Origin of the sequence: Pseudoalteromonas fuliginea (assembly GCF_000690055.1) — a bacterium.
Lineage (GTDB): Bacteria > Pseudomonadota > Gammaproteobacteria > Enterobacterales > Alteromonadaceae > Pseudoalteromonas > Pseudoalteromonas fuliginea.
Window position 1 is genome coordinate 23,781 of sequence record NZ_JJNZ01000073.1, and the last position, 25,594, is coordinate 49,374.

Annotated in this window: 22 protein-coding genes; 11 read left to right on the forward strand and 11 right to left on the reverse strand. The window is 38.3% G+C overall.

Annotated elements, in window-relative coordinates; all coding sequences use genetic code 11:
• Nucleotides 1-21: 21 nt before the first annotated feature.
• The 5 genes from DC53_RS02855 to DC53_RS02835 form a co-directional block, all read right to left on the reverse strand.
• Nucleotides 22-3,057, reverse strand: a complete 3,036-nt coding sequence (locus tag DC53_RS02855) for a TonB-dependent receptor domain-containing protein (protein WP_033031621.1) — start codon at nucleotides 3,055-3,057, stop codon at nucleotides 22-24.
• A 598-nt stretch (nucleotides 3,058-3,655) separates the two neighbouring features.
• Nucleotides 3,656-4,156: a DUF1543 domain-containing protein gene (locus DC53_RS02850; RefSeq protein ID WP_007377016.1), complete on the reverse strand. Its 501-nt coding sequence runs from the start codon at nucleotides 4,154-4,156 to the stop codon at nucleotides 3,656-3,658.
• A gap of 10 nt (nucleotides 4,157-4,166) precedes the next feature.
• Entirely contained in the window at nucleotides 4,167-5,513 is a 1,347-nt protein-coding gene (locus DC53_RS02845; protein WP_033031623.1) for a sigma 54-interacting transcriptional regulator, read from the reverse strand.
• Between the two features lie 2 nt (nucleotides 5,514-5,515).
• Complete coding sequence (locus DC53_RS02840; protein WP_007377018.1) at nucleotides 5,516-6,058, reverse strand: hypothetical protein; 543 nt, start codon at nucleotides 6,056-6,058, stop codon at nucleotides 5,516-5,518.
• A 1-nt stretch (nucleotide 6,059) separates the two neighbouring features.
• Complete coding sequence (locus tag DC53_RS02835) at nucleotides 6,060-7,517, reverse strand: sensor histidine kinase (protein WP_033031625.1); 1,458 nt, start codon at nucleotides 7,515-7,517, stop codon at nucleotides 6,060-6,062.
• Nucleotides 7,518-7,848: 331 nt separating this feature from the next.
• Here DC53_RS02835 and DC53_RS02830 point away from each other — a divergent pair, with 331 nt between their 5' ends.
• The 5 genes from DC53_RS02830 (at nucleotide 7,849) to DC53_RS02810 (ending at nucleotide 10,917) form a co-directional block, all read left to right on the forward strand.
• A complete protein-coding gene (locus DC53_RS02830) occupies nucleotides 7,849-8,082 on the forward strand; it encodes an EF-hand domain-containing protein (RefSeq protein WP_033031627.1) in 234 nt (77 codons plus the stop codon).
• 24 nt (nucleotides 8,083-8,106) lie between these two features.
• Nucleotides 8,107-8,334, forward strand: a complete 228-nt coding sequence (locus DC53_RS02825; RefSeq protein WP_008137524.1) for a hypothetical protein — start codon at nucleotides 8,107-8,109, stop codon at nucleotides 8,332-8,334.
• A 290-nt stretch (nucleotides 8,335-8,624) separates the two neighbouring features.
• Nucleotides 8,625-8,861, forward strand: coding sequence for an EF-hand domain-containing protein (locus DC53_RS02820; protein ID WP_033016114.1), 237 nt, complete (start codon nucleotides 8,625-8,627; stop codon nucleotides 8,859-8,861).
• 9 nt (nucleotides 8,862-8,870) lie between these two features.
• Nucleotides 8,871-9,107, forward strand: a complete 237-nt coding sequence (locus DC53_RS02815; RefSeq protein ID WP_007377023.1) for an EF-hand domain-containing protein — start codon at nucleotides 8,871-8,873, stop codon at nucleotides 9,105-9,107.
• Between the two features lie 133 nt (nucleotides 9,108-9,240).
• Nucleotides 9,241-10,917, forward strand: a complete 1,677-nt coding sequence (locus tag DC53_RS02810) for an amidohydrolase (RefSeq protein ID WP_033031631.1) — start codon at nucleotides 9,241-9,243, stop codon at nucleotides 10,915-10,917.
• A 52-nt stretch (nucleotides 10,918-10,969) separates the two neighbouring features.
• Here DC53_RS02810 and DC53_RS02805 read toward each other — a convergent pair whose 3' ends face one another.
• Nucleotides 10,970-11,206 carry a YgjV family protein gene (locus DC53_RS02805; protein ID WP_007377025.1) on the reverse strand — a complete coding sequence of 79 codons (237 nt, stop codon included), beginning with the start codon at nucleotides 11,204-11,206 and terminating at the stop codon, nucleotides 10,970-10,972.
• Between the two features lie 287 nt (nucleotides 11,207-11,493).
• Here DC53_RS02805 and DC53_RS02800 point away from each other — a divergent pair, with 287 nt between their 5' ends.
• On the forward strand, nucleotides 11,494-12,144 hold the full coding sequence (locus DC53_RS02800) for a Crp/Fnr family transcriptional regulator (protein ID WP_033031636.1): 651 nt from the start codon (nucleotides 11,494-11,496) through the stop codon (nucleotides 12,142-12,144).
• Between the two features lie 434 nt (nucleotides 12,145-12,578).
• On the opposite strand, the gene DC53_RS02795 is transcribed toward DC53_RS02800, so the two are convergent.
• Nucleotides 12,579-13,418 (reverse strand): HDOD domain-containing protein, encoded by an 840-nt coding sequence (locus DC53_RS02795; RefSeq protein ID WP_007377026.1) that lies wholly within the window; start codon nucleotides 13,416-13,418, stop codon nucleotides 12,579-12,581.
• 300 nt (nucleotides 13,419-13,718) lie between these two features.
• Between DC53_RS02795 and DC53_RS02790 the strand changes: the two genes are divergently transcribed.
• Nucleotides 13,719-15,419: a DUF8614 domain-containing protein gene (locus DC53_RS02790; RefSeq protein ID WP_007377027.1), complete on the forward strand. Its 1,701-nt coding sequence runs from the start codon at nucleotides 13,719-13,721 to the stop codon at nucleotides 15,417-15,419.
• A 41-nt stretch (nucleotides 15,420-15,460) separates the two neighbouring features.
• Here DC53_RS02790 and DC53_RS02785 read toward each other — a convergent pair whose 3' ends face one another.
• Entirely contained in the window at nucleotides 15,461-15,865 is a 405-nt protein-coding gene (locus DC53_RS02785) for an HIT domain-containing protein (protein ID WP_007377028.1), read from the reverse strand.
• Nucleotides 15,866-15,976: 111 nt separating this feature from the next.
• Between DC53_RS02785 and DC53_RS02780 the strand changes: the two genes are divergently transcribed.
• Entirely contained in the window at nucleotides 15,977-18,202 is a 2,226-nt protein-coding gene (locus DC53_RS02780) for a S9 family peptidase (RefSeq protein WP_033023629.1), read from the forward strand.
• Nucleotides 18,203-18,347: 145 nt separating this feature from the next.
• Complete coding sequence (locus DC53_RS02775; RefSeq protein WP_007377030.1) at nucleotides 18,348-19,982, forward strand: methyl-accepting chemotaxis protein; 1,635 nt, start codon at nucleotides 18,348-18,350, stop codon at nucleotides 19,980-19,982.
• A gap of 362 nt (nucleotides 19,983-20,344) precedes the next feature.
• Here DC53_RS02775 and DC53_RS02770 read toward each other — a convergent pair whose 3' ends face one another.
• Together DC53_RS02770 and dinB are read right to left on the reverse strand one after the other, a co-directional pair.
• Nucleotides 20,345-21,880, reverse strand: coding sequence for a M17 family metallopeptidase (locus DC53_RS02770; RefSeq protein WP_033031647.1), 1,536 nt, complete (start codon nucleotides 21,878-21,880; stop codon nucleotides 20,345-20,347).
• A gap of 130 nt (nucleotides 21,881-22,010) precedes the next feature.
• Nucleotides 22,011-23,063, reverse strand: a complete 1,053-nt coding sequence (gene dinB / locus DC53_RS02765; protein ID WP_033031649.1) for a DNA polymerase IV — start codon at nucleotides 23,061-23,063, stop codon at nucleotides 22,011-22,013.
• A 202-nt stretch (nucleotides 23,064-23,265) separates the two neighbouring features.
• On the opposite strand from dinB, the gene DC53_RS02760 reads away from it, so the two are divergent.
• Both DC53_RS02760 and DC53_RS02755 read left to right on the forward strand, forming a co-directional pair.
• Complete coding sequence (locus tag DC53_RS02760) at nucleotides 23,266-23,700, forward strand: acyl-CoA thioesterase (RefSeq protein WP_008137540.1); 435 nt, start codon at nucleotides 23,266-23,268, stop codon at nucleotides 23,698-23,700.
• Nucleotides 23,701-23,709: 9 nt separating this feature from the next.
• Nucleotides 23,710-24,762, forward strand: a complete 1,053-nt coding sequence (locus DC53_RS02755; RefSeq protein WP_033031640.1) for an aldo/keto reductase — start codon at nucleotides 23,710-23,712, stop codon at nucleotides 24,760-24,762.
• Between the two features lie 54 nt (nucleotides 24,763-24,816).
• On the opposite strand, the gene DC53_RS02750 is transcribed toward DC53_RS02755, so the two are convergent.
• A complete protein-coding gene (locus DC53_RS02750) occupies nucleotides 24,817-25,431 on the reverse strand; it encodes a fumarylacetoacetate hydrolase family protein (protein WP_033031642.1) in 615 nt (204 codons plus the stop codon).
• Between the last annotated feature and the right edge of the window lie 163 nt (nucleotides 25,432-25,594).

The following is a 25,594-nucleotide window of genomic DNA, read 5'->3' on the forward strand; positions in this document are numbered from 1 at the left end:
CTTAAATAAAGCTATCGTCGATTAAAATGAATATTCAGCTTTTATAAAACCAAATCGACCAACACCACCACCGTAACCACTGTAGTAGTTACCAGTGCTTTTGTGGAACAAACCGTTATTATCAAATATATTATTGATACCGCCTGATATTTTCAAACGAGAGTTTTTATCCATTTTCATTGAATACGAGGCTGAAATATCGTGTCTTAGGTAGGTTCCGTAATTTTGGAAGTACAATGGCTCTGGGTTTTCAATACACCCGCTATCACCCGTATTACAAAGGACCTTATTATCAGCTACAGCATCCAGATAATCGCTAACATCTTCATCAGTCTCTAGCTCATCTTTGAATCCCCCCAAGTATTTAACTTTCCAGCGTACACTTAACTCATCAAGCTTCCATCGAAGTGAAACCGAACCTTTATCTTGAGATGTATAATAACCTGCATAATTTAAGGTCTCTAAACCATCGTTACCTTCATAAGTCGTTGACTGCTCAATAACATGATTAAAATCACCTTTTAGTGTTAAAGAACCGTAATCATTTAGATCAATTTTTTGTGAAAATGTTATATCAACCCCACGCGCACTTTCTTCGTTTAAGTTATATACACGTTGGATAATTTTAGTTATCTGGCCTTCACTGTTTCGTGTAATATCGTTACAAAATGCATTGTCGGTGCCATAACTTAGGCTTGAGTTATAGCATTGCTCTAATATTTCTTCGTTAGGGATTTCTCCAAGCGCATCTTCAATTGAAATGTCGTAGTAATCTATCGCGAGGTTGAAGCCTATTAAAAAGTCAGGCGCCATTGTGATTCCAAACGTGTAAGAATCTGATGTCTCAACATTTACATTTGAATTACCTGCATTTGGAGAGTAACTATTGTTCTCATCTGCCAACTCAAATGCTTCATCCTCAGAGATTAAAGTAGCAAGAGTTGGATCTAATCGACAATTTGCATGGCCAACTTCTGTTGAGGTAGCTGTTACACCTTCGCATATGTCATCAAAGCTATCAAAGTCACCTCGAGGAGGTGAATAAAGATCACTGATACTTGGCGCACGCTGTGAACGTGAATAGTTAGCTCTAATGCCATAACCTTCAACGGGTATCCACATAAAACCAAGCTTATAACTGGCTACGTTGTCTAAACTATCGACGCTGTATTGTGCTAACCGTAATGACGTTTCGACTGAAAGTGACTTAGCAAAAGTTACTTCTCTGAGTAGCGGTATACTAAATTCACTAAATATTTCAAACACATCCATTGATTCATTAAATTCAGGAATTGTATTCCAAGTGATCCCCCCCACTTTTAGCTCTTCGCTGGTTTGTAAATCAACAGTGTCTTTGCGGTACTCACCTCCAAATACAGCTGATACATTACCCGCTGGTAGCTTAAATAAATCCCCTGTCATGTAACCTAAAAGATTATATTGCTCAATATAGGTATTAATTGTTGGACTACTGCGTATCCAATCGGCCATTTCTGGTGTAATTGAACCTTCGCCAAATATATTTAATGCAACACAACCATCTGCACGTGCTTGCTCATCTTTACATTGAATAGTACCATCTTCGAGTTGCTCTGCTTGCAAAGCTTGGTTTACTTTGACTATATTTAGTTCGTTATTACGATGCTGTTCTTGATGAAATTTACCAAAGCCTACCGACATATCCCATTCCCACTCATCATTAAAAGCGGTTCCCTGTAAACCAGCCCAAGTACGAAGGGTTGTACGATTATTTTCGGTTGTAATATTACCTACTTCACCAAAACGTCTATCCCAATAAATACGATCTTTATATGGATTAGTATCAATCATCTCCTGGGGAACATAAGGGTTATCTATTGGAATATATCCAGGTCGAATATCATCTAAAGCATCGCCAGTTTCTGCATCAAAAGTTGGTACATAGGCACTTTCATAATCGTCTTCTGGTGACTTATTATTGAAAGAACTAGTAAGGCTTAACTGAACTTGAGCATATGCTGTTAGTGAGTCGTTAATATCGTAATTAAGTTTTACGGCAGTGCTAAATTTATCATTTGGTATTTTGAGCGCAACATACTCATTTGAATTAATACCGTAACGCTCTTCGTTACCTTTCCAATCATCACGTAACGTTTGCCCATCGTACCAAAATTGAGTGTCATTATTACTAGACTCTAAAAATACGCCTCCTAGAGTTCCATCACTTTTGCTTGCCCAATCGGCGGGTGTTTGATCACGCATACATACATCATCGCCATCTGCATTTTGCATTGTGTTACACATAAGCGAGCTGTCGTAGCCATGAACATCTTCTAATTGGGCACGTTTTCTATCTGAGTAACTTAATCCAAATTCACGGTCCCAACTAGAGCTAACAAAGACGTAACCTTTATCATCATCAAATGAAGTACCGTAATCCATATCAATCGTGAATTCTTTTGCACCGCCTTCAAACGACTCCCCTGTTCGACCGCTTAAACTAAAGCCTTCTTTATCAGTTTGCGTAATTATATTAACCACACCTGATACCGCATCTGCACCATAAGTTGCAGATGCGCCACCGGTAATAACTTCAACGCGCTGCACCATACCACTAGGGATCGTACTTAAACTTACTTTATTACCACTGTAACTATTTGAAACAACACGACGCCCATCAATCAATGTTAACGTCCTACTAGCACCCAAACCGCGTAAATTAACGGTAGAAAGCCCGGTACCCGAAACTAATGACTGACTATTAGTATTACTAATATCTTCAGTTAATGAAGGAATACCATCAACTAAAATATCAGCTAACGATCCCACACCTGTATCAGCAATATCTTCACGAGTCATAACAACTAGTGGTGTAGGAACACTAAAACTATCACGTCTTAAACGAGATCCTGTTATAACAATTTTTTCTACTTTTTCTTTGGTTTTGGCCACTTTTTTAGCTAACGTTGTATTTGTTTGTGGTCCAACATCAATATTTTCTTGTGCTATCACTTGCTGAGAAAAACTTGCAGTGATCGCGATTACTAATAGGCATTTTCTTGTTGATAAAGTGTTCACACGCTTCCCTTTATGAATGTTTTTAATATTTATGTCATTATTTTTAAGTTAAAACAGTTCAATTAATTATTTTATTTGTTACTTATAATTAAATAAATGTTAATTAAATAGCAATCACCTTAACCTCCTTTATGTCACTTCTTTATATCTTTTTAAAGTCTATTCATTTAAAAACAATAACTTAAAATATTACATAAAGCATGCAATCACATACCGTAGTTAGCTTTCATTGAAACACACTGTTTTCTAACCGTATGTATGGCGCGCTTTATTAGGTGGCACGCTTTTTACTTTGCCACAGATTATTGGCATCTAATTAGGTGAGGTTGATGATGAACTTTAAGAGTGATTGCACTTTTTCTATGTATTTTTACAACTTGGATCATGCAAAAATAAAAGAGTACCCACATCAGGCAGATACAATTAATTATTAGCTTTTGAAAGATATAAATATCGTGCGGAAGGAGAAATGTTGCAATATAGGTGTCATTAAAAGTTAGTTTCATTGCTTTGCTTTTAGCAAAACATGTCTTTATGTCGCTTTAATCTCACAAAAAAAGCAGCGTTAATAACAAGCTGCTCCGATACTCATAAGTCATTACAATATATGGTAGCCAAACCAATCTGGCTTTATGGTTTGTGCTTCACCGCTGGGGGTTAACTTTATATTCAATTGGCTGTCGAGTAAATCAATGGCAAAGCAATCGTCTACATCATGTAAATCATCTTTATGAATATGGCTAAGCCCTGCAAGTAAATCGTTTTTAGCACGCTCTTTAGCTTCATGGCTACTGCTTGCAACATACAGTGCAAAGTCGTGTTGCTCAGCCATAGAATCACTTCGGTAAGCGCCTAAATTTACAAAATAGAGTTGTTTATTTTGCTCCACATAGCTCTCGACTACTTCTACTTTAAAACCATCTATATGATTAATTGCCATGTAGCTATCCATGTGAACATTACTTCTGTCGCCTACCCACTGGCTTTTTAACTTTGAGTAGGTTTGTTCTATATTCTCCCCTACAACAAAACGAATATCATGCATTTCTATATGGCAACCCTGAATTCGCCCCCCTAAATACACCATAAATAACTGCATTTGCTTCTCTTTATAAATTATCTACATCAATATTATGTTTTTTAATCAGTTTATAAAAGTCTGAACGGTTACGTTTGGCAAGCTTAGCGCCTTCAGCTACGTTACCACCAGCCATTTTTAAAGTGTTAATTACATAGTCGCGCTCAAACTCTTTTTTAGCGTCGTTTAGTGATAATGGTTCTACGTTTTTTTCATTACTATTTAGCGCAGCTAACACTAAGTGCTCTGAAATAACATCGCTTGGCGTTAATGCTACAACCTGCTCTACTACGTTTTGTAATTGGCGGATATTACCTGGCCAATCGTAACGTACAAGTGCATGCATAGCATCGCTTGCAAAGTGTTTTTCATTTTGGTTCATGCGCTTAGCAATGCTTGCACTAAAATGTTGTGCTAATAAGCTTATATCTTCGCGGCGTTCACACAGTGGCGGTAATTTTAAATTAACTACGTTTAAGCGATAGTATAAATCTTCTCTAAACTGCTGGTTTAAAATAGCTTCAGGGAGATTTTTGTGTGTTGCCGATACAATACGCACATCTATTGCTATCTCTTCTTGAAAACCTACTGGGCGAATTGTTTTTTCTTGTAATACGCGCAGTAACTTAACCTGCAAGTTAAGCGGCATATCGCCTATTTCGTCTAAAAATAACGTGCCACCCTGTGCTTGTTGAAACAAGCCTTGGTGATCTTTAATTGCACCCGTAAACGAGCCTTTTTTATGACCAAATAATTCGGATTCTAAAAGCTCCCCCGGTACAGCGCCGCAGTTAATTGCAACAAAAGGGCCACCGCTTACATGACTATGCTGATGAATCGCCTGTGCGAGTAATTCTTTACCAGTACCACTAGCCCCCGAAATAAGTACATTAACTTGCGTTGGCCCAAGTAGTTTTACTTGCTCTAACAAGTGCAGCATTGCACCACTGCGCGTAACTATATTACTTTTAGGTGCAGCTTCATCAGCGTTAACACCGTGAATTTCAATTGCTTTAGCAAGGCTGTCAAATAGCTCATCTTTATCTACAGGTTTAGTTATGAATGCAAAAATGCCCTGCTTAGTTGCCTCTACTGCATCAGGAATTGAGCCGTGCGCTGTCATCATAATGACAGGTAATGCTGGGTAGCGGCTTTGCAGCTGACGATGCAGTGCCATACCATCCATTTCATCCATGCGTAAGTCGGTTATTACGGCATCAAACACTTGGCTTTTAAGTATTTGTAGTGCGGTTAAGCCGCTTTCACAGGTTGTCACTTCGTATCCTTTTGATTCAATACGAATAGAGAGCAGTTTTAATAAGCTAGCGTCGTCGTCAACGAGTAATACTTTTGCACTTTGCACTTTAGTTGCTGCCATCGTTACTGCTCCTTCGTTTCTTCTCGTAGTAAAAGTTGCTGCTCAATCGTAGCTAACGATGAGAGGGTTTCTTGCATTTTATTATTAAGTGCTTGCTGCTCTTTTTTAGCATTTATTTGCATAGTTACTTGCTGCTTTTGAAGCCATAAATATTGCTTTATGTCATCAGGCCAAAAGTAAGCAAGATCGAGTTTTAGCAACTTAGTCATTACCGTATTTGGATCATCATTTATGTTTAAGCACATAAATTTAAAAAAGCGTTTAAGCTCGTTTTCACCTGTAAAAACATCTTTGTTAGGTACCAATTTAAATCCGCCACACTGATTAGCGTGCCATGCAATAACTTGCTCTGCAGGAGGATAGCTTGGTTCAATTTTTGGTCTAGGTTTTGGACTAGGGTTACTGTTTTTGTCGTTCGTTTTTTTTGTATCGACCACAGGTGCAGGTGTAATTGACACACGCTCTTTTTGCCCATTATTAATTTCACAACCTGATATAACCATGCTACTAAGCACACATAAAATAGCGATTAAACGCAAGCGCATGTTAATTAACTCCTAGACTTTTTGTTATGGGAATTTTAATTGAAAACCGGCAACCATGTGGCTCGTTATGCTCAACAGTAAGTGTACCTCTTAGCTGTTCAACAGACTCTTTTACAATAGTTAAGCCCAGCCCACTGCCTTGCAGCGTAACATTTTTACTGTGTTTACCTTGATAAAATGCGCTGAAAATTTGAGTTTTTTCTTGCTCTTTAATACCGCACCCTTTATCAAGTACAACGATACAAAGCTGGTTTTGCTCAAGCGCTAAATTAATAGTAACGCTTTGCTTATTATCTGAAAATTTTAAGCCATTTGAAATAAGCTGAATTAAAATCATCTCAATAAGCTCACTAGGTAAAGCAAGTGGTTTGTTAGGTAAAGTGTTTTGCCACTGCAGAGCTTGCTCACGCGCACTTAAGCGATGCTCAAAATGGCTATTAATTTTATTAATAAGAAGACTAAACTCAACTTCACTTAAGCTGTCTTTACTGGTGCGAATCGCATTATAACTCAGCAGGCTGTCAATCATTGTGCGAAGGCGCACCATAGATTGGCTAATAAGCTCAAGCACTGCTTTTTGCTCAGCGGTAATTGGGCCTACTATTTCATCAGTTAATAAGTCAGTGCCTTCAACCATTGAAGCAAGCGGCGTTTTTAGCTCATGAGTTACATGGCGTAAAAAAGTATCTTTTTGCTGCTCAAGCATATGAAGCTGTTCTTGTACCCATTGGAGTTTTTCTCCTAGCTCAACAAGCTCAGCTGAACCTTTCACAGATATTTTTTGCTGCCAATGCCCCTGCCCAAGCTTATCAATAACCGTAGTTAACCCTTTTAGTCGCCCACTTATACGCCATAAAAAGCCTCCCCCAAAAATTAAAGTCAGTGGAATAAGTGCCACCAGCCAGTTTATAAATGACGCTTGCAGGCTTGTAAGCTCATTTTGGTTATTGGTAATTTGCGCTTCGTTTTTATCACGTAACCATAAAGTAAGCTCAGCAACTAAATCGCTCACTGGCACAAATAGCTCAGCTTGTTGCTGTTTTTGCTCAACGAGTTTTACATGCGCGGTTTGTAAGGTGGTATATAAGCGTTGCCATTGGTGAATATACTCTTTATTCGTGTTTACAAATTTAAGTTCATCAATGCTTTGTAGGGATGATTGCCATTTATCGACAATGAGCTTATCAAGCGATTCACTTTTTAATACCCAGTTTTGCCTAGTGGCGCGCTCAAGGCTGTTGAGCTCTTGTTTTAGAGTATTAAACGATTTGGCAACTTGATAGTTGTTACTCACGATACTTTGAGTAACCGCTAATTGCTTGTTAAGCGCATTTAAAAATACAATCACCACTATAGAAAGCGGGAGTAACGAAAGCAGCATACTCATTGCAAATTGCCCAATTAAATTAGGCCGCCAGTTAAGCATTGCTTGGTATTTTTTAGCTATGGTTGCTGGCATTTCGTTTAGTCCTTTTAAGTTAAGCGTTCTATTATTAAGTGCTTACCTTATACACTAGCTGAACCAGCAATTATATTTAATACGATTAACAGCCAGCGCTACAAAAACAATGTGTCGCCAAATAGAGACAACGTAACTCGTTGATTTTAATAAACTCCCTTTCACCCCCACCAAATAATGTTGCAAAAGGCGCACAAAAATTACAATAAACCCAGTAAAAACTTCTCATTGGCTTAAAGCAAAAACAATAACCAATTGAAAAATAACAATAATTATTATTGGCACCATTTTTGTAACAGGAGTAATAACTTTAATCAATAAGGAAATAATTATGAACAAACGCACTTTAGTAATTTCATCATTACTGGCTTTAGGCTTTTTAGGCGCTAATGCACACGCAATGGACGTTCACGCGACTTTTAACGAACTTGATAAAGACAGTAACGGCACATTAAGTGAAGCCGAAGCAGGTGAAGATGCTGTGTTACACGAGAATTTTTCTCAAATTGATACTAATCAAGATGGGCAATTGTCGCTAGATGAATTCAAAAAATTTATTCAATAAACTCATTTAATAAGGAACGTGATTATGAAACAACTTATCGCCGCTTTTTCATTAATGTTTTTAGCAATTAGTGCCACCGTAATTGCATCGCCAACAAATGTGCGTTTTGCCCACTTAGATAAAGATATGAATGGACAAATATCAATTATCGAAGCCAAGCAAGACAAAGAAGTAATGAAGCAATTTACCGATTTAGACGAAAACGATGATGAAGTAATTTCTAAGACAGAGTTTAAAAGCTTTAAGCCTTAACAAGTTAAGTTTTGCTTAAGCTTTTATCTAGTAGAGTGAACTAAAGCATTTGCCATAATCCCTGAGGGAGTGTGTAAAAGGATTTAATGTTGGGATTTAAATTATGGCAAGTGCTTTCCCCGCTTCTACTAAATTGTTTATAACCTAAATAACCTGAACTCTGGTTAATAAATCTATCTCAAGCAGCTATTCCCAGCGCTGACTGCGTTGAATTTACTTGTAATAGGCCTGATGTGTTAATTAACCTCTCAACCAGATTACAGGTTAAATAATCTTTTGGAAGAAATACCATGAGGATACTTTCCTTTGTTACAAGCATCTTAATACTATCAAGTTTTGACGCCCTAGCACTTGATGTTAAGCAACGCTTTTCCCATCTCGATACTAACAAAAATGGTTATTTAACCCATGATGAACTTGAACCTCAACCACAATTATTGAGCACATTTTTGATATGGGATAAAGATCAAGATAACCAAATTTCATTAATCGAATTTAAAAATTATCTAACCAATAACCTCTACTGAGTATTTCCTATGAAAAAAATACGCTATATGGCACTTTTTGCATTCAGCACTTTTTGCACTCTAAGTTTTGCCGCAAGCAATAATATTGTTGAACAATTTAATAAATTTGATAGAAACCAAGATGGCTTTTTAACACGTGGCGAAGCATCAATAGACCCTGCTCTTTGGTCTCGATTTTCAAGCTATGATCAAGATAAAGATGGTAAGCTAACATTAAATGAATACGGTTTATACGCGAGTAAATAATTGTTAACTCTTAAGCTAGGTAGGTATCACTAACTAGCTTTAGTTTACTTCGTCCCCCAACCATCTCATCATATTGGTATTATAAAAATGATTTTGTTAGTGTTGATTCACTAACAATAAAAAATAATGCCTTATGCTACTCAAAAAACTAATCAAACCACTCATACTAGCCAGCCTTTGCGCAAGTTCTAGCTACACTCTTGCACAAACAAAAGTAATTTATAACGCCAATGGTTACACCCCTTTATACAAAGGCGAAGTACAGCAGTTTTCTACCCTTGTCATTAAAGATGGAAAAGTAGTAAAAGTAGGTGGCGATACACTAAAAAATAGCTACCCAGACGCCAAGCTCATTGATGTACAAGGTAGCACCTTATTACCAGGCTTAATTGATGCTCATGGTCATGTTATTGGCCTGGGAGATAACTTATCGCAGCTTGATGTACGTGGTGCAAAATCGGTTGATGAAGTCAAAAATAAACTAAAAATATTTGCCAATAACAAACAAGGTTGGATTATAGGGCGAGGTTGGAACCAAGAGCTTTGGGGTGATACCCGCTTCCCAACAGCTAAAGATTTAGACAAAGTAGTTAATGATCGTCCAGTTGTGCTTTCACGTGTAGATAGCCACGCTATTTGGGCAAATTCAAAAGCGCTCGAACTTGCAGGTATTACCGCCCAAACAAAAGCACCTGAAGGCGGTGAAATAATTAAAGACGAATTTGGCAACCCTACCGGCATATTTGTAGATAAAGCAGAATCGCTAATTACCCAGCATATGCCAGCCCCTTCAAAACAAGATATAAGCGATTCGCTTGATGCAGCAGGAAAGCATTTATTAAGTTTAGGTATTACCTCTACCCATGATGCTGGCATTGATAAAGCAACGTGGGAAGTTTACAAAGAACGCAGTGAACTAGGAAATTTACCTGTGCGTATTGTGGCCATGTTAAGTGGTGCTAGCCCCGACTTAAACACAATGCTTAAAGCAGGGCGATACCAAGACGCAAACAGTTTCATGTCAATCCGCAGTGTTAAAGTATACGCCGATGGTGCACTTGGATCTCGTGGCGCAGCTCTTATTGAAGATTATGCAGACCGTACAGGCCATCATGGATTAATGCTAGAGACACAAGAAAAACTCGAAGCACTCTTTACGCAAAGCTTTAAGCGCGGTTTTAGCGCTCACACCCATGCTATTGGCGATAAAGCAAATAAAGTAGTACTTGATGCCTACCAAAATGTGTTTAAAAAAACGGGCGGTATATTACTGCGCAACCGAATAGAGCACGCCCAAATTGTAACCCCTGATGATATCCCTCGCTTTAAAGCGTTAAAAATAATCCCATCAATGCAACCAGTGCATGCTACATCAGATATGCATATGGCAGAGCAACGCTTAACTGAAAAACAACTAAGCGGTGCCTACGCTTGGCAATCTTTTTTACAGCAAGGATCTATTATTGCGGCTGGGTCGGACTACCCTGTAGAACTCGCTAATCCATTCTATGGGTTATATTCAGCCATTACACGCATGGACCACAATCAATTACCTAAAAATGGTTGGCGTGCAAGTGAAGTATTAAGTAGAGAAGATGCATTACGTGCATTTACTTTAGGCGGTGCGTATGCCGCACATCAAGAGTTTAAAATTGGTAGCTTAGAACAAGGTAAATGGGCTGACTTTATTTTAGTAGACAAAGATTACTTTAAAATACCTGTTGATGAGATTTATGAAACGAATGTGTTGCAAACATGGATAGCAGGAATAAAACGGTACGAAAAAGAAAAAAATATTATCGATAAATAAAACCTATAAAGGGTTAACGCAAGTTAACCCTTTATAGTTACAGCGTAGTATTTTAGCTTTTAGGCGCTTCAACTTTTGGCTGACGATATATTTTTATAATGTGATATAAATTTACGAGCGACAATAAGCCGTTGGTAAAAATCACAGGTACTGCACCAATGGCAACACCATATGCAGTAAATACAATACAACCAAACATGTTGTACCAGCGTAGTTTTACTACATCAGTCATTGTTAACGATGCAACCAATAAAGCTGACGCAATATAACCTAAATATTCCCAACTCAATTGTTCTCTCCCAGCCTTTAGGTTAGCATTACACTACTGCTAGCTTATGACATTTATAAGTATTGCAAAGTAACAACAAAATAAAAAAGCTAACTTGCTTAAAAAACCTGAAAAAGTTTGCCGGAAAATACCAGCAACTTCTTAAATCATTACACGGGAAATGAAGGTAAAATAATACTCTTAGCAAAGCTAATAGTATTAGTAGCAAGTTAGCGTAAATTCTTAGTGTCTTAATGCTATCGTCATTAAGATGTAATAAATAGGACAAATGTCCGAAGAGCACATTGATGTTTCAATACCATTTTTCTAGTTACCTTGTTGATCAGCTTTTAACCTTTGCCGGTAGTAGCTATCAACAATCAAAAAAAGAAGTTCTGATCCATCAAGATCAGCCTTTAAGCAAGCTTGTACGCAGTGGCACTGTGTCGTTTAGTTACGATGTAGGAAATGGACGACGCCTGCTGTTAGGACAATTGGATTGTAACAACACCCTTATTGGTGAAATAGAAGCGCTAAATAATAATCCGTGTATTTATACGGTCACGTGTTTTAGTGATGTAACCTATAACCTTATTGAATTAAGGCATTGGCGCGCGCTGCTGCTTGAAAAACCAGAACTGAGTTTATACACAGCGCAGACTATAGCGGCTAAATTTCAAGAAAATCAAAAAATCAATCTAGATAAGCTATTACTACCGCTAAGCTACAACATAGCTAAAGATTGTTTACTAAGAGCCGAAAACAACAACCCTACACTGCTTAGAGCCTATCCTACGGTAAATGCAGAAGCCGAACGTTTTGCAACAACTGAGAGAGCTTACAGGCGGGTTGTTACAGAACTTGTAGAAAAAGGCTTAGTGCTTAGAAGTAACGATGGTTTGCAAGCGGTTGATATACCAAAACTAAGTGAATACGTAGACAGCTTTGCTCAGCTTTAAGGTTTTTGATTAATTGGCTTGGCTAGTTAAATAATTAGTAAAACGTTATCCATAAAAAGGTTATTTAAGGCCTTACAACATTCAGTTAAAAATTTGATATGAGTTGCGATTATCAGATTTTTAATATGACAATGTTAGAATGTGCGTGCTTGTACAGCAAATAATCCCCAATTCGCTTAATTAAGAGACCTATTTTGAGATAAGAAAATACTGTCGATAACTGGCCTATTGCAAGTAAATTCAACGCAGTTAGCGCTAAAAATTGCTGCTCGGGATGGATTTATTATCCAGAGTTCAGGTTATTTAAATATTTCAAAAAATTGCTCCAATGTATACCTTAAACAGCATTGCAATTAAATCGTGTTTTAATAGTCAACATTAATACCAATCCGTATAAACCTTTAAATAATCTAAACGGACTGGTATTACTTACTTTAGCTAAACATGTCTTTCACATCGTCAAGCATATCGTTGTATTCATCACTCGAGAACAGATCCATGGAAGGGATAACCCCTTTTTCTATATACACTTGTAAAGCAGCTGACTTATCAGAAACCTGGAGTGTTCCCTCTAAAATAGCGCCAATACGAATGAAATCGACATAACTTATTTGTTCTAACTTATAACTCGGATCAGCCCAACTTAAAGCGACATTAGAAAATTCTTCAGGAAACTCCCAAGCACGCATGATAGAAGAACCAATTTTCCCACTAAGCTTTTGAATTGCATGAGCTAAAAAGCTCGGGTTAGCAAATACTTCAGGATGACGCTCAGCTTCAGTTAAAATAGGTAACACGCCAATGTTATAAACCAATGCAGCTAGAGTGATTGAATCGCGATTTAATGAAGTATGTTTATTATTTTTTAAGTAAAACTCCATAAGTGTTATTGAATGACTCGCAACCGTTAATGTTTTTTGCCAAGCTTTGCCCATGTAGCCTTTAATTATCTCGTTATTAGATACAAATAATTGCTCCATAGCCATTGCTGTTGCAATATTTTTAATTTGACGAAGTCCAATACGTGTCACTGCTTGTTGTAAATTGGATACTTTTACAGAGCGCCCCATAATCGCACTATTAGCTACTTTTATCATACGAGCAGAAAGCGCGGGGTCTTGTGATATCACATCTGCCATTTGCATCAAATTGACATCAGAGTTATCAGCAGCTTGGCGAACCTTTACAGCAACTTCAGGTAATGTAGGTAAAACGAGTGTATCGTTATTTATTCTATCGACTAAAATTGTTAATAATGCATTTTCTGTAGACATAGATCTGTCATCCTTTTGTTCTTCGATTGCAATGCAACTGCAAACTTCGACAATTAATTTTTGTAATTTTCATAGTACAATTAGTATTGTCTAACTTACCGTTAAAGTTAAGAAAATTATAGAAGTTTATTCCTTATTCTATGTCTTTTATCGCAAGGGCTTGTCTTACAACGCCTAACACTTGCTATTTACCATTTAGTTTTGCTTTAATGCAGTCACTATAAGCAAACGTTTATATGTATTTAGCTACTTAGCTGGTGCATAAAAATTATTAAACTTACTTTTCAAACAGGCAACATAATGATCTTAAATAAAATTAGCCAAGCAATTATGCTCTCTGGTGTCGTTTTTCTTAGTGCATGTTCTGAACAAGCACCGTCTTCTACCGACAACACAGCCGTAGAGCTTGCTCAAAAAAGCAGTGCACAATCAGGCCCTAAGCTTATTAATGCAGATAAACAACGTTTAGATATTTACACCGACTTTAGTCTGCAAAGTGATTTATCACACCTGAGCGACAACCAACGAGCGATGGTTGCAAAGCTTATTGACGCTTCAAAAGTAATGGATGAGTTATTTTGGAAACAAGCATTTGGTGATAATAAAGATGCTTTTTTAGCAAAGCTAAGTGACGAAAAAGTACGTCAATTTGCCGATATAAACTATGGCCCATGGGATCGTTTAAATGGCGATAAAGCATTTTTATCCAGCTATAAAGAAAAGCCACTTGGTGCACAGTTTTACCCTGCTGACATAACCAAAGAAGAATTAAATAATGCAGACGTAAAAGACAAAACAGGGCTTTATTCTGTAATTAAGCGTGACGAGCAAGGTAAGCTTTATAGCGTACCCTACTCAAAAGAATACGCTGCAGAACTTGCAAAAGCAGCTGATCTTTTGCGCGAAGCCAGTAAGCTCGCCGATGACAAAGAATTTGCTAGTTACTTAAATCTTCGAGCTGATGCTCTGCAAAAAGATGACTTCCAAGTCTCTGACTTTGCATGGATGGACATGAAAAATAACCCTATTGATGTGGTTATTGGTCCTATAGAAACTTATGAAGATCAGTTATTTGGTTACCGCGCTGCTTATGAATCTTATGTATTAATTAAAGATTTAAAATGGAGTGAACGCCTAGCTAAATTTGCAGCATTTTTACCTGAGCTTCAAAAAGACTTACCCGTTGATGCTAAGTACAAACAAGAAGTACCAGGCTCTGACGCCGACCTAAATGCATATGATGTTGTTTACTACGCTGGGCATTCAAACGCGGGTAGTAAAACAATCGCAATTAACTTACCAAACGATGAGCAAGTACAGCTAGAAAAAGGAACTCGTCGTCTACAACTTAAAAATGCGATGCGTGCTAAATTTGATAAAATTTTAGTGCCAATTTCAGAGCAGTTAATTGTACCAGAGCAGCGTAAACACATTACTTTTGATGCATTTTTTGCCAATACGATGTTCCATGAAGTGGCTCACGGTTTAGGTATTAAAAATACAATTACAGGTAAAGGTACTGTTCGTCAATCACTACAAGAACACGCAAGTGCACTTGAAGAAGGTAAAGCCGATATTTTAGGTCTATACATGATTGAACAGTTACTTAAAAAAGGCGAAATTACTGAAGGCACTATTGAAGATTATTACACGACCTTCATGGCAGGTATATTCCGCTCAGTTCGTTTTGGAGCATCAAGCGCGCATGGTAAAGCAAATATGATCCGCTTTAACTTTTTTGCTCAAGAAGGTGCTTTTTCTAAAAATGAAGCAGGCTTATACCGCGTTAATATGGAAAAAATGAGCATTGCAATGGCCAAGCTTTCTCGCTTAATTTTAACCTTACAAGGTGATGGCGATTATGAAAAAGTAGATCAACTAATTGCAACGCATGGCGACATTAAAGAAGAACTTGCTAAAGACTTAGAAAAACTAAGTAAAGCTAATATCCCTGTAGATGTAACGTTTAAGCAAGGTAGGGAAGTACTAGGGCTTAAATAAGTTTAGTTAAACTTAGTTAAACCCTAAAAAAGCGTTGCAGCTTAAAACTGCAGCGCTTTTTTTAGCTCTGTGATTTGTAGATCTGTATAAGGCACTGCTGGGTGCTTACCCCAAATTGGCGCAGGCCATGCAGCATCACTCGTAAAACGCGCAATATGATGAATATGTAATTGCGGCACCATATTACCTAAAGCCGCTATGTTTAATTTATCAGGTTTAAATACATCCATTAATAATTTACTTAGCTTGGCTGACTCTTTTAAATAAACAATTTGATCATCCTCAGATAAATCAATTATCTCTTTTAAGTTAGCCTGCCTAGGCACTAATACAAACCACGGATACAAGCTGTCGTTCAATAAAAGTACTTTACACAACGGCCAATCGGCAAGTTCTATACAGTCGCGTTTAAGCTCTGGCGCTAATTTAAATTCAGGGTTAGTCATTGTTATGTCCTACTTTGTCTTTAATAATTGCCACTTTATAGCATTTAGTTGCAGTTGCACACGCTTGGCTTTACCATTCAAAGCAATATTTATAAAAGCGAAGGCAACCTTGTGCTAAAAAAAATAAAACATCTTTCACTGGCCCTGCCATTAATGGTTGGCACCCTTGCTGTTCAAGCAAAACCTTTATCGCTGGAGCGTATTTTTGACGATCCAAGCCTTTCAGGTAAATCACCTGTGCAACTTAAATTTTCGCCTGACGGCAGCCGTGTGACTTATTTGCAAGGTAAAAGCGATGACTACAATCGCTACGACTTATGGGAATACAACCTAAAAGATAACACCAATCGTGTGCTAGTTGATTCAGCAAAGTTATTTTCAGGCCCAGAAAACCTATCAGATGAAGAAAAAGCACGCCGCGAACGCCAACGTATCTTTGGTAAAGGCATACTTGAATACAAATGGTCTAAAGATGGCAAAGCACTTTTATTCCCACTCAATGGCGACCTTTATTATTACGATTTAGCCTCTGCTAAAAGTAAAAAACTAACCGACACTGAAACATTTGAAACCGATGCACGCTTTTCACCTAAAGGTAACTACGTATCGTTTATTCGAGAGCAAAACCTATTCGCTTTAGAGCTTGAGTCTGGTAAAGAAATTCAGCTTAGTAAAGATGGCGGCGGCGTAATTAAAAACGGCATGGCCGAATTTGTAGCTCAAGAAGAAATGAGCCGCATGACAGGTTACTGGTGGTCAGGTGATGAAACTAAAATTGCCTATACCCGCGTTGACGAAACCCCAGTAAAAGAAGCTATCCGTAACGAAATTTACGCTGACGAAGTTAAATTATTTAACCAGCGCTACCCGTTTACAGGTACCGATAACGTTAAAATTCAACTTGGTGTGGTTAAGCTAAACGACCAAAAAGTAGATTGGATTGATTTAGGTAAAGATGAAGACATTTACATTGCGCGCGCTAAATGGCTAAAAGACGGCAATACACTGTCGTACCAATGGCAAAATCGCTCGCAACATAAATTAGAACTGCGTTTTTATAACAGCGAAACTAAAGCCCAAAAAGTAGCACTGACCGAAAATAGCGAAACGTGGATTAACCTACATTTTGATCTTGAGTTTTTAAAAGACAAAAAACATTTTGTATGGGCATCTGAGCGAGACGGCTTTAAACATTTATATCTGTATCGCACAAACGGTCAACTTGTACGTCAAATCACCTCTGGTGATTGGGCTGTTGATAGCTTAAAAGGTATTGATGAGAAAAAAGGCATTGTTTACTTTGCCGGTCGAAAAGATACACCGCTTGAAAGCCATTTATACAGCGCGCCTTTATTTAAAAAAGGCGATGCCAAACGTATCACCGAAAAAGGTCAGTACCACAATGTTGTGCTAGCAAAAGACAATAAAACCTTTATCGATAATAGCTCGTCTGATAATAAACCAAACTCAGCAGCACTTCGTAAAGTAAACGGCGAATTCATTACCTGGCTTGAAGAAAATAAGCTAGATAGTAGCCACCCCCTTACTCCTTATTTAAGCGACTTAACAAAACCAGAATACGGCACAATTAAAGCCGATGATGGCCAAGTTATGCATTACCGTTTATTTAAGCCTAGCACCATTGCTGATGGCAAAAAGCATCCTGTTATTGTTAACGTATACGGCGGCCCGCATGCTCAGCGAGTAACGAATAGCTGGCGCAGTAAAAACTTGTACTTTCAGTACATGGCGCAACAAGGTTATGTCATTTTTCAACTGGATAACCGTGGTTCGTACAACCGTGGTAAAAAGTTTGAAGATGCTATTTATAAAAAATTAGGTGTGGTTGAGGTTGCCGATCAAATTAAAGGCGTAGAGTTTTTACGTACCCTTGATTACGTAGACCCACAACGCATTGGTGTTTATGGCCATAGCTACGGCGGCTACATGGCACTTATGACTATGTTTAAAGCGGGCGATTACTTTCAAGCCGGCGTATCAGGTGCACCAGTAACCGATTGGGCTCTATACGATACACATTACACAGAGCGTTATTTAGGTCACCCCGATACAAATGCTAAAGGCTACGAAGACAGCGCAGTATTTCCATATGCAGATGGCTTAAAAGGCCCATTAATGATTTATCATGGTATGGCTGACGACAACGTATTGTTTACGCATTCCACTAAATTATTTAAACAGCTTCAAGATAACGAAAAACAGTTTGAAATGATGACCTACCCTGGCTCTAAACACAGCCTACGTGGGAAACAAGTGCAAACACACCTACATCAAACCATAACAAACTTCTTTAATCGTCATTTTGATGTTAAATAGATGAGTTAATATTAAAGGTAGACTAAAGGCTGATTGAAAAATCAGCCTTTTTTTGTTTTATTAGCAGCTAAGCCTAGATTAAATACACTTTTTAGCTACGCTTATTCTATGCACTTAATAGTGCAAACTCATAAAGGATAAATGTATGCTTAATCTTCGTCGTTTTAGTATTTTCCAACGTTTTGCCATTTTAGTAGGTATTGTTATTTTTGGCTTAATTGTATTGAGTATTTCGAGCTTAACTCACCAATACAATGCCCTTAAGAACGAACAATACCTTAAAACACAAAATGTAGTAGAAACCGCGTATAGCATAATCGATCACTTTTATGAGCTGGAACAAAATAAAGCGCTTACCCAAACACAAGCTCAATCCCAAGCGATACAAACTATTCGTGCACTTAGATACGATGAAACTAATTACTTTTGGATTAATAACTACCAACCAGAAATGGTAATGCACCCCATAAAACCGGCACTTGAAGGTAAAAGCCTAAGCAATAATAAAGATCCCGACGGGAAAGCATTATTTGTTGATATGGTAAATATAGTGAAAAAGAATGGCGAAGGTTTCATACCTTATAAGTGGCCAAAACCTGGTAAAGATAAACCTGTTGAAAAAATTGCATTTGTTAAAGGATTTAATCAATGGCAATGGATTATTGGCTCTGGTGTTTACCTTGATTCAATTGATACCGCATTTTCAGAACAACGAAACCTAATTATTCTCAATGCTGTTGTAATGATATTAGCCATTATTTTACTTAGCTATTTTATTGGCAAAAGTATTCTTATCCCAACACGTCTTGCAGCCGATATGATGAAAGATATTTCTCAAGGCGAAGGCGATTTAACGCGCACTTTAAATGAAGAAGGCAACGATGAGATTTCTGAGCTTTCTAAATCATTTAATTCCTTTATATCAAAAATGCGTGAATCACTAACTAATGTTTCACAAAGTGTACGAGACGTTAATGAGCACGTTCATACTGTTGACGAATCAAGTAAAACAAGTCAATCGTTCATAGAATTACAAAACGACAGCTCTACTCAAGTTGCCGCCGCAATGGAGCAAATGACTCACCAAATACATGATGTAAGCCGTAATGCGGAAGCCGCAGAACAGGCTGCTAATGATGCAGCTAAAAATGCATCTACTGGTAAAAATGTTGTAGCTAAAACAATCACAGCCATAGAAACCCTTTCTAGCAATATAGAAACAGTGAGCCGTGTAACGGAAGATCTAGCTAACGAAAGCCATAATATAGGTTCTGTACTCGATGTTATTAGAAGTATTTCGGAGCAGACCAACTTACTTGCACTTAACGCTGCAATTGAGGCCGCTCGAGCAGGTGAGCACGGCCGAGGCTTTGCCGTTGTTGCCGACGAAGTGCGCACACTAGCGAGTCGTACGGGGAAAAGTACTGATGAAATTCAATCAATGATCACCAAGCTGCAAGAAGGTACTAAAGCAGCTGTTGAAGCCGTAAAAGCGAGCCAAACACTTTCCGTATCAACGGTTGATCAAGCATCATCTGCCAACACGTCACTTAACGAAATTGAAAGACTTGTATCAGTAATAACTGAAATGAACAGTCAAATAGCGCGTGCTACTGAACAGCAAACATCTGCAGCCGATGAAGTTAATTTACGTATTAATGACCTATCACATTCAACTGAACAGTCGTTAAGCAATACAAAACAACTTACCGATGCTAGTGATAAACTAAAACAAAGCAGCTCGGAGTTATCCAATGTTGTTAACCGCTTTAAGCTATAGTTTAAATATTGAACTCAGAATAAAAATCAGCCTCGAATCACATTTTAAATAGTGTAAATTAAAAGCCCCAAATTATGGTTCATAATTTGGGGCTTTTATTTATATATTGAGGCCTGCTTATCTTTCCAGATTAAATTTTCAGCTGTATGTTTGGTAATTAAGCAAAGCAGTGCCTATTTATGGTATCTGGTTATTCTTCATAAATGACAAACATACTCTACCCTTTGGCCTCATCCTACGTTACATATATAAGTAACGCAGGAGCAACTACCTAGCCCACTAGGTTAAAAATTTCGAGTCGTGATCAAACCGCCATTGGGTATAACAAATTTTAATCCACAAAGGTCAACAGGCCTTAAATTTTATAAACAGTAACGAGCAAACAAGCTAGTTACTGATGCCGCAGTTGGCTTACCGTGCTGCCAATCACCACCTTCAACGCCACTACCCGCAATATCCATATGTACGTAAGGTAAAGGCTGTGCAGAGTCGTTACCGTGCTTATCTAGCCCACCAACAATAGCCATAAACGCCATTGGGAACTGATGCCCACGCGCAGTAACGGCAGATGCTGCGTTATTGCTAGATAAAACATCGTCAGCTAGCGTACGTGGTTTAATAAAGTCGTAGTCTTCACGTCGTGAACGCGACACTTCAGCGCCATCGGCCCACAAATCTCCAAGGTCAGCTATTTGACGTGAAACACCAGCACTACGAGCTGGACCATTTTCAACATACGCACCGTATGGACCCATTGCCCGAGCTGCATGACCCGTTAATGTAGCTACAGTAAATAACGTTGGATTAACCTCAGTTTTAGCTAAATCTTTCATTTCGCTAAGCAGGTCGCCCATTGCTAAACGCCCTTCTGCATCGGTGTTACCGATGCGTACACGGATACCTTCACGACTAGTAATTATTTCATCTGGTACAAAGCAATCCGAACCAATAGAGTTGCGAACAACGGCTAAGTACGATACTACTTTAACGCCTTTAGGTTGATAATCAGCAACTGCTTTCATAAAGCCCGCAACAGAAGCTGCGCCGCCTTTATCACGACTCATGCCAGCCATATATCCGCCTACTTTTAAATCGGCTCCACCTGTATCGTATACAAGGCCTTTACCAACAAACATTAGGGTACGAGTAATTTCACCCTCTGGTACATATTCAAGCTTAACAACACGTGGGTGATGGCGCTCAACTGCATACGATGCGCGAGCAACTGTACTTAACATTGGGTAATTTTTATCAATAGCTGCAATATCATCGATTACATCAACCGCAATGTTTGAGCCTTTAAATAAATCAACACAGTAATCAGCAAAGCGCGGTGGAGCCATACGTTCAGGTTCAGTACCGCATAAATCACGCGCAGCATATTGACCAGCAGCAATTGCATTAACGGCTTTAATTGTTTGCTCGCTAGCACCAACTAAACCAATACTTGTTATCGGTTCAATACCTTCACCATGAAACTCACGCGCTTCTAATGGCTGCCATAATGCTTGGCAAGCACCTAAATAAGCAACTTCTAAAGCATGCTGATAACGGCTATCGCCATTTAAATTTGGTAAAAATAATGCAGGGTTAATACTACCCGATGCTTTCGCTTCGTTGATTGCAAGTTTAGCTGCATCAAAATAACGGCGCACATCGTCATAATCTCTGTTTAGCGGACCGGTTGGCGCAAGTACTACACGCTTACTTTCAATCACTAATAAAATAACTTGCTTACCAATGCGAGAATCTACTTTTGATTGTGCTAAAACAGCATCACGTAGCGAATTATTTGGTAATTGAGAAAAGTCATCACTAATAATGATTAATGCATCATGTGATGCGGATTCAAGGCTAGCACTTACTGGCTGAGCCAACACGGCTTTTGGATATGCCATAAATAAAGGTCCTGTTAAAAAACATAAGCCCCTATTATCGTCGATTTGAATATTGAAGACCAGCAAGCTGCGATAAGTGTTTAGTTTAATCCACTTTTTAGTGGCAACTTGCAATTACAGGCTTTACAGCTTAATCGAGAATACTAAGTTGGAAGTTTTGATCTGGTTGATTTTTTATGCCCACCCCAATACCTAAAAGCCTGACCGGTTGCTGCACACCTCGCTGGAAAGCTTTAGTAAGTAGTTGTGTAAAAACCTCAGTATTTAATTGGTGATAAGCCTGATCCGCAGAGGTTACTATAAAATTCGCAAATTTAACTTTAACGCTCAGTTTATTAATCCGATTTTGTAATTGTTGTTTTTCCAAGCGCACCTTTAACTCATCTAACAACGTAGGCAACTGTTCTAGGCATTCTTGTAAGCTGGTTTTGTTATACTCATAGGTATGCTCAACACTTAGCGACTTTCTAATACGATTAGTAGATACCTTACCGACATACTCACCTGCACATTTTTGGTAAAGCGATACGCCCAAATTACCTACATGCTGTTGCATCCAATTTACGCCTTTTTCGCGTACATCTTTACCTGTATATAATCCTTTTAAATTGAGTTTTTCGAGCGTTACTTTACCGACACCCGGAATTTTACCCAGAGGTAACTGTGCTAAAAAATCATCCACCTCATCAGGTAATACAACAAACTGACCGTTAGGCTTGTTTTCATCACTCGCTATTTTGGCAATAAATTTAATAGGTGCAATACCAGCGGATGCAGTAAGCCCTGTAGCATTATAAATATCAGCTCTTATTTGCTGCGCAATAAGCGTAGCACTGCCTTTACAAACGCTACTATCAGTTACATCAAGGTAAGCTTCGTCAAGAGAGAGTGGTTCAATTAAGTTGGTGTAACGATTAAATACTTCACGTATTTGATTTGAAGCTTCTTTATAAACAGCCATGCGCCCAGGTACAATAACTAAATCAGGGCATAATTGTTTTGCATGATAATTAGACATAGCTGAGCGCACGCCATACTCTCTGGCAATGTAGTTGGCTGTAGAAAGTACACCTCTGCGACTATTGCCACCAATAGCAAGCGGCACATTGGCAAGCTTAGGATTATCGCGCATCTCAACTGCCGCATAAAAGCAGTCCATATCTATATGAATAAACTTTTTCATCACCATTACAACACTGTTTATTTATACAGCCATTATTGTTTAATCATTATTAATAAGCAAGCTCCTAAACTCTGATTAATCGATTTATTATGGTGGGTTCAAGTTTAGTAAACTCGTCATACATAAAAACAGCGCACTAATTACCTTGAGGTCATATCGTCATATTGATAATCTAGTGCTTTAAAATAAAGAGTTAAAGTGCATGCAAACGTTTAAAGATCAGCACCCTATTCATACTGACATTACTGTAGCGTGGGCCGATATGGATGCCCTTCAACACGTAAACAATGTGGTTTACCTGCGTTACTTTGAAATAGCCAGAATCGACTTTTTAAATAAAATAAACTTATTTGATACAATTAGCCCAAGCGGCATTGGCCCTGTTATAAGCGAAAATAATATTCGTTATAAGCGCCCTGTTACTTTTCCAGATACCCTTACTGTAGGCGTCACTATTTCTGACATTAAAACAGACCGATTTATGATGAATTATACAGTATTTAGTCACGCACAAAATGCCATAACCACAACCGGTAATTCGAAAGTGGTTATGTTTGATTTTGAAACAGGTCAAAAAGCCCCTATTTCAGAGCCTCTTTTATCGGCTTTAATTAGCTACGCTCAAGACGAGCAATAAGGAAATTTTATGCAATACAGTCCACTAGGAAGCAGTGGTGTTAATGTTTCAAGAGTATGTCTAGGTAGTATGACTTGGGGAATGCAAAATACCCAAAATGATGCTGATGAACAAATAGCCTACGCACTTGCTCAAGGCGTAAACTTTATTGATACAGCCGAAATGTACGCAGTTCCTCCATCACCCGATACCTATGGTAAAACTGAACAAATTATTGGCAACTGGCTATCACGAAAGAAGCAAAAACGCGGCGATGTAATACTTGCTACAAAAATTGCTGGTAACGGTTTAGCATGGGTTCGCGATGGTAGCAATATTACTCGCCAAACAGTAATAGAAGCAGTGGACGATTCACTCAAGCGCCTTCAAACCGACTACATCGATTTATATCAGTTACATTGGCCAAACCGTTCTACACCACATTTTGGTAGGCAGTGGCCTGGCACGCTTAAATTTACCGACGTAAATACACAAGAACAGCAAGCTAGTATGCTGGATATTTTAGAAGGTTTAAACGATTGTGTTAAAGCAGGTAAAATTAAGCACTGCGGTTTATCTGACGACACACCTTGGGGTATAAGCCAGTTTTTAAGTTTGGCCAAAGAGCATAACTTACCGCGCATGGTATCTATTCAAAACGAGTTTAGCCTAGCGCATGCTAAAGACTGGCCGTATTTAATAGAGCAATGTGTTCATGAAGATATTGCCTACTTACCATGGTCGCCTCTGGCTGCCGGTTTATTAACGGGTAAATACTTAAACGGCGCTCGCCCTGAAGGCTCTCGTTGGACCTTTATGCAACGCAACGGTATTTTTAGAGATACACCAAACGCAGAGCAAGCAACCAAACAGTATGTTGAACTTGCGCATGATCACAATATTTCCCCTGCTCAACTAGCTCTTGCATGGTGTAATCAAGTAAACGGTGTAACGTCTTCAATTATTGGCGCAACAAATATGGCGCAATTAAAAGAAGATATTGATGCATTTGATATCACGCTAAGTGACGACGTACTTACAAGTATCGATGTTATTTTTAGAAACAATCCAATGCCCTATTAATACAAACCTAAACAGGTAACTAAATTACGTTTAATTACCTGTTTAATTGTCCATTTAACTTACATTCCATTGCTGCTCAAGTAAACATTGCTCATTAGTGTAAAGCCTTACTGTGAACACACTTTCGGCAATCACTTCACCTACACCTGACGGCGTACCTGTCATAACCACATCACCATCTTCTAGGCTCATAAATTCACTAATTTCGTGTAAAATTGAGTCAGGGTTATGCAGCATAAAATGAGTATCGCCTTGCTGAATTACTTCATTATTAATTTTAAGTTCAAATGTAAAATGCTTCATCGCATCGGTTAGCTCTACAAAATCACTTAAAATAACCGAGCCATTAAATGCTTTAGCGCGCTCCCAAGGTAGCCCTTTATTTTTTAATTTACTTTGCACGGTACGCTTAGTTAAATCAAGGCCGAGTCCAACACCTGCAAATTTTTTATTTTTAATTACAAAACATAACTCGGTTTCGTAATGCAGCGTATCGCCGTTATGAGCTGCAAATAGCGTATTAGTAATCGCGCTGTTTGGTTTGTTAAATAACACCATTTGATCTGGCGTTTCGTTGTTTAGCTCTGCAATGTGTGCGGTGTAGTTACGGCCAACACACACTATTTTTGTTGGCGTTAATTCTTCGGATACTAGCTTTATTGAATTCATATAAATAATGTCTCAGTTATTGGGCCTGTTGACCTTTCAGGATTAAAATTTGTTCAATCTAGGGGCTATTTAATCGCGGCGCGAGGTTTGTAACCTAGTGGGCTAAGTAAAAACCGAGCAACAAAGAGTAAATAGCCCCTGGGCAGAACCCTTCGGGCTGACG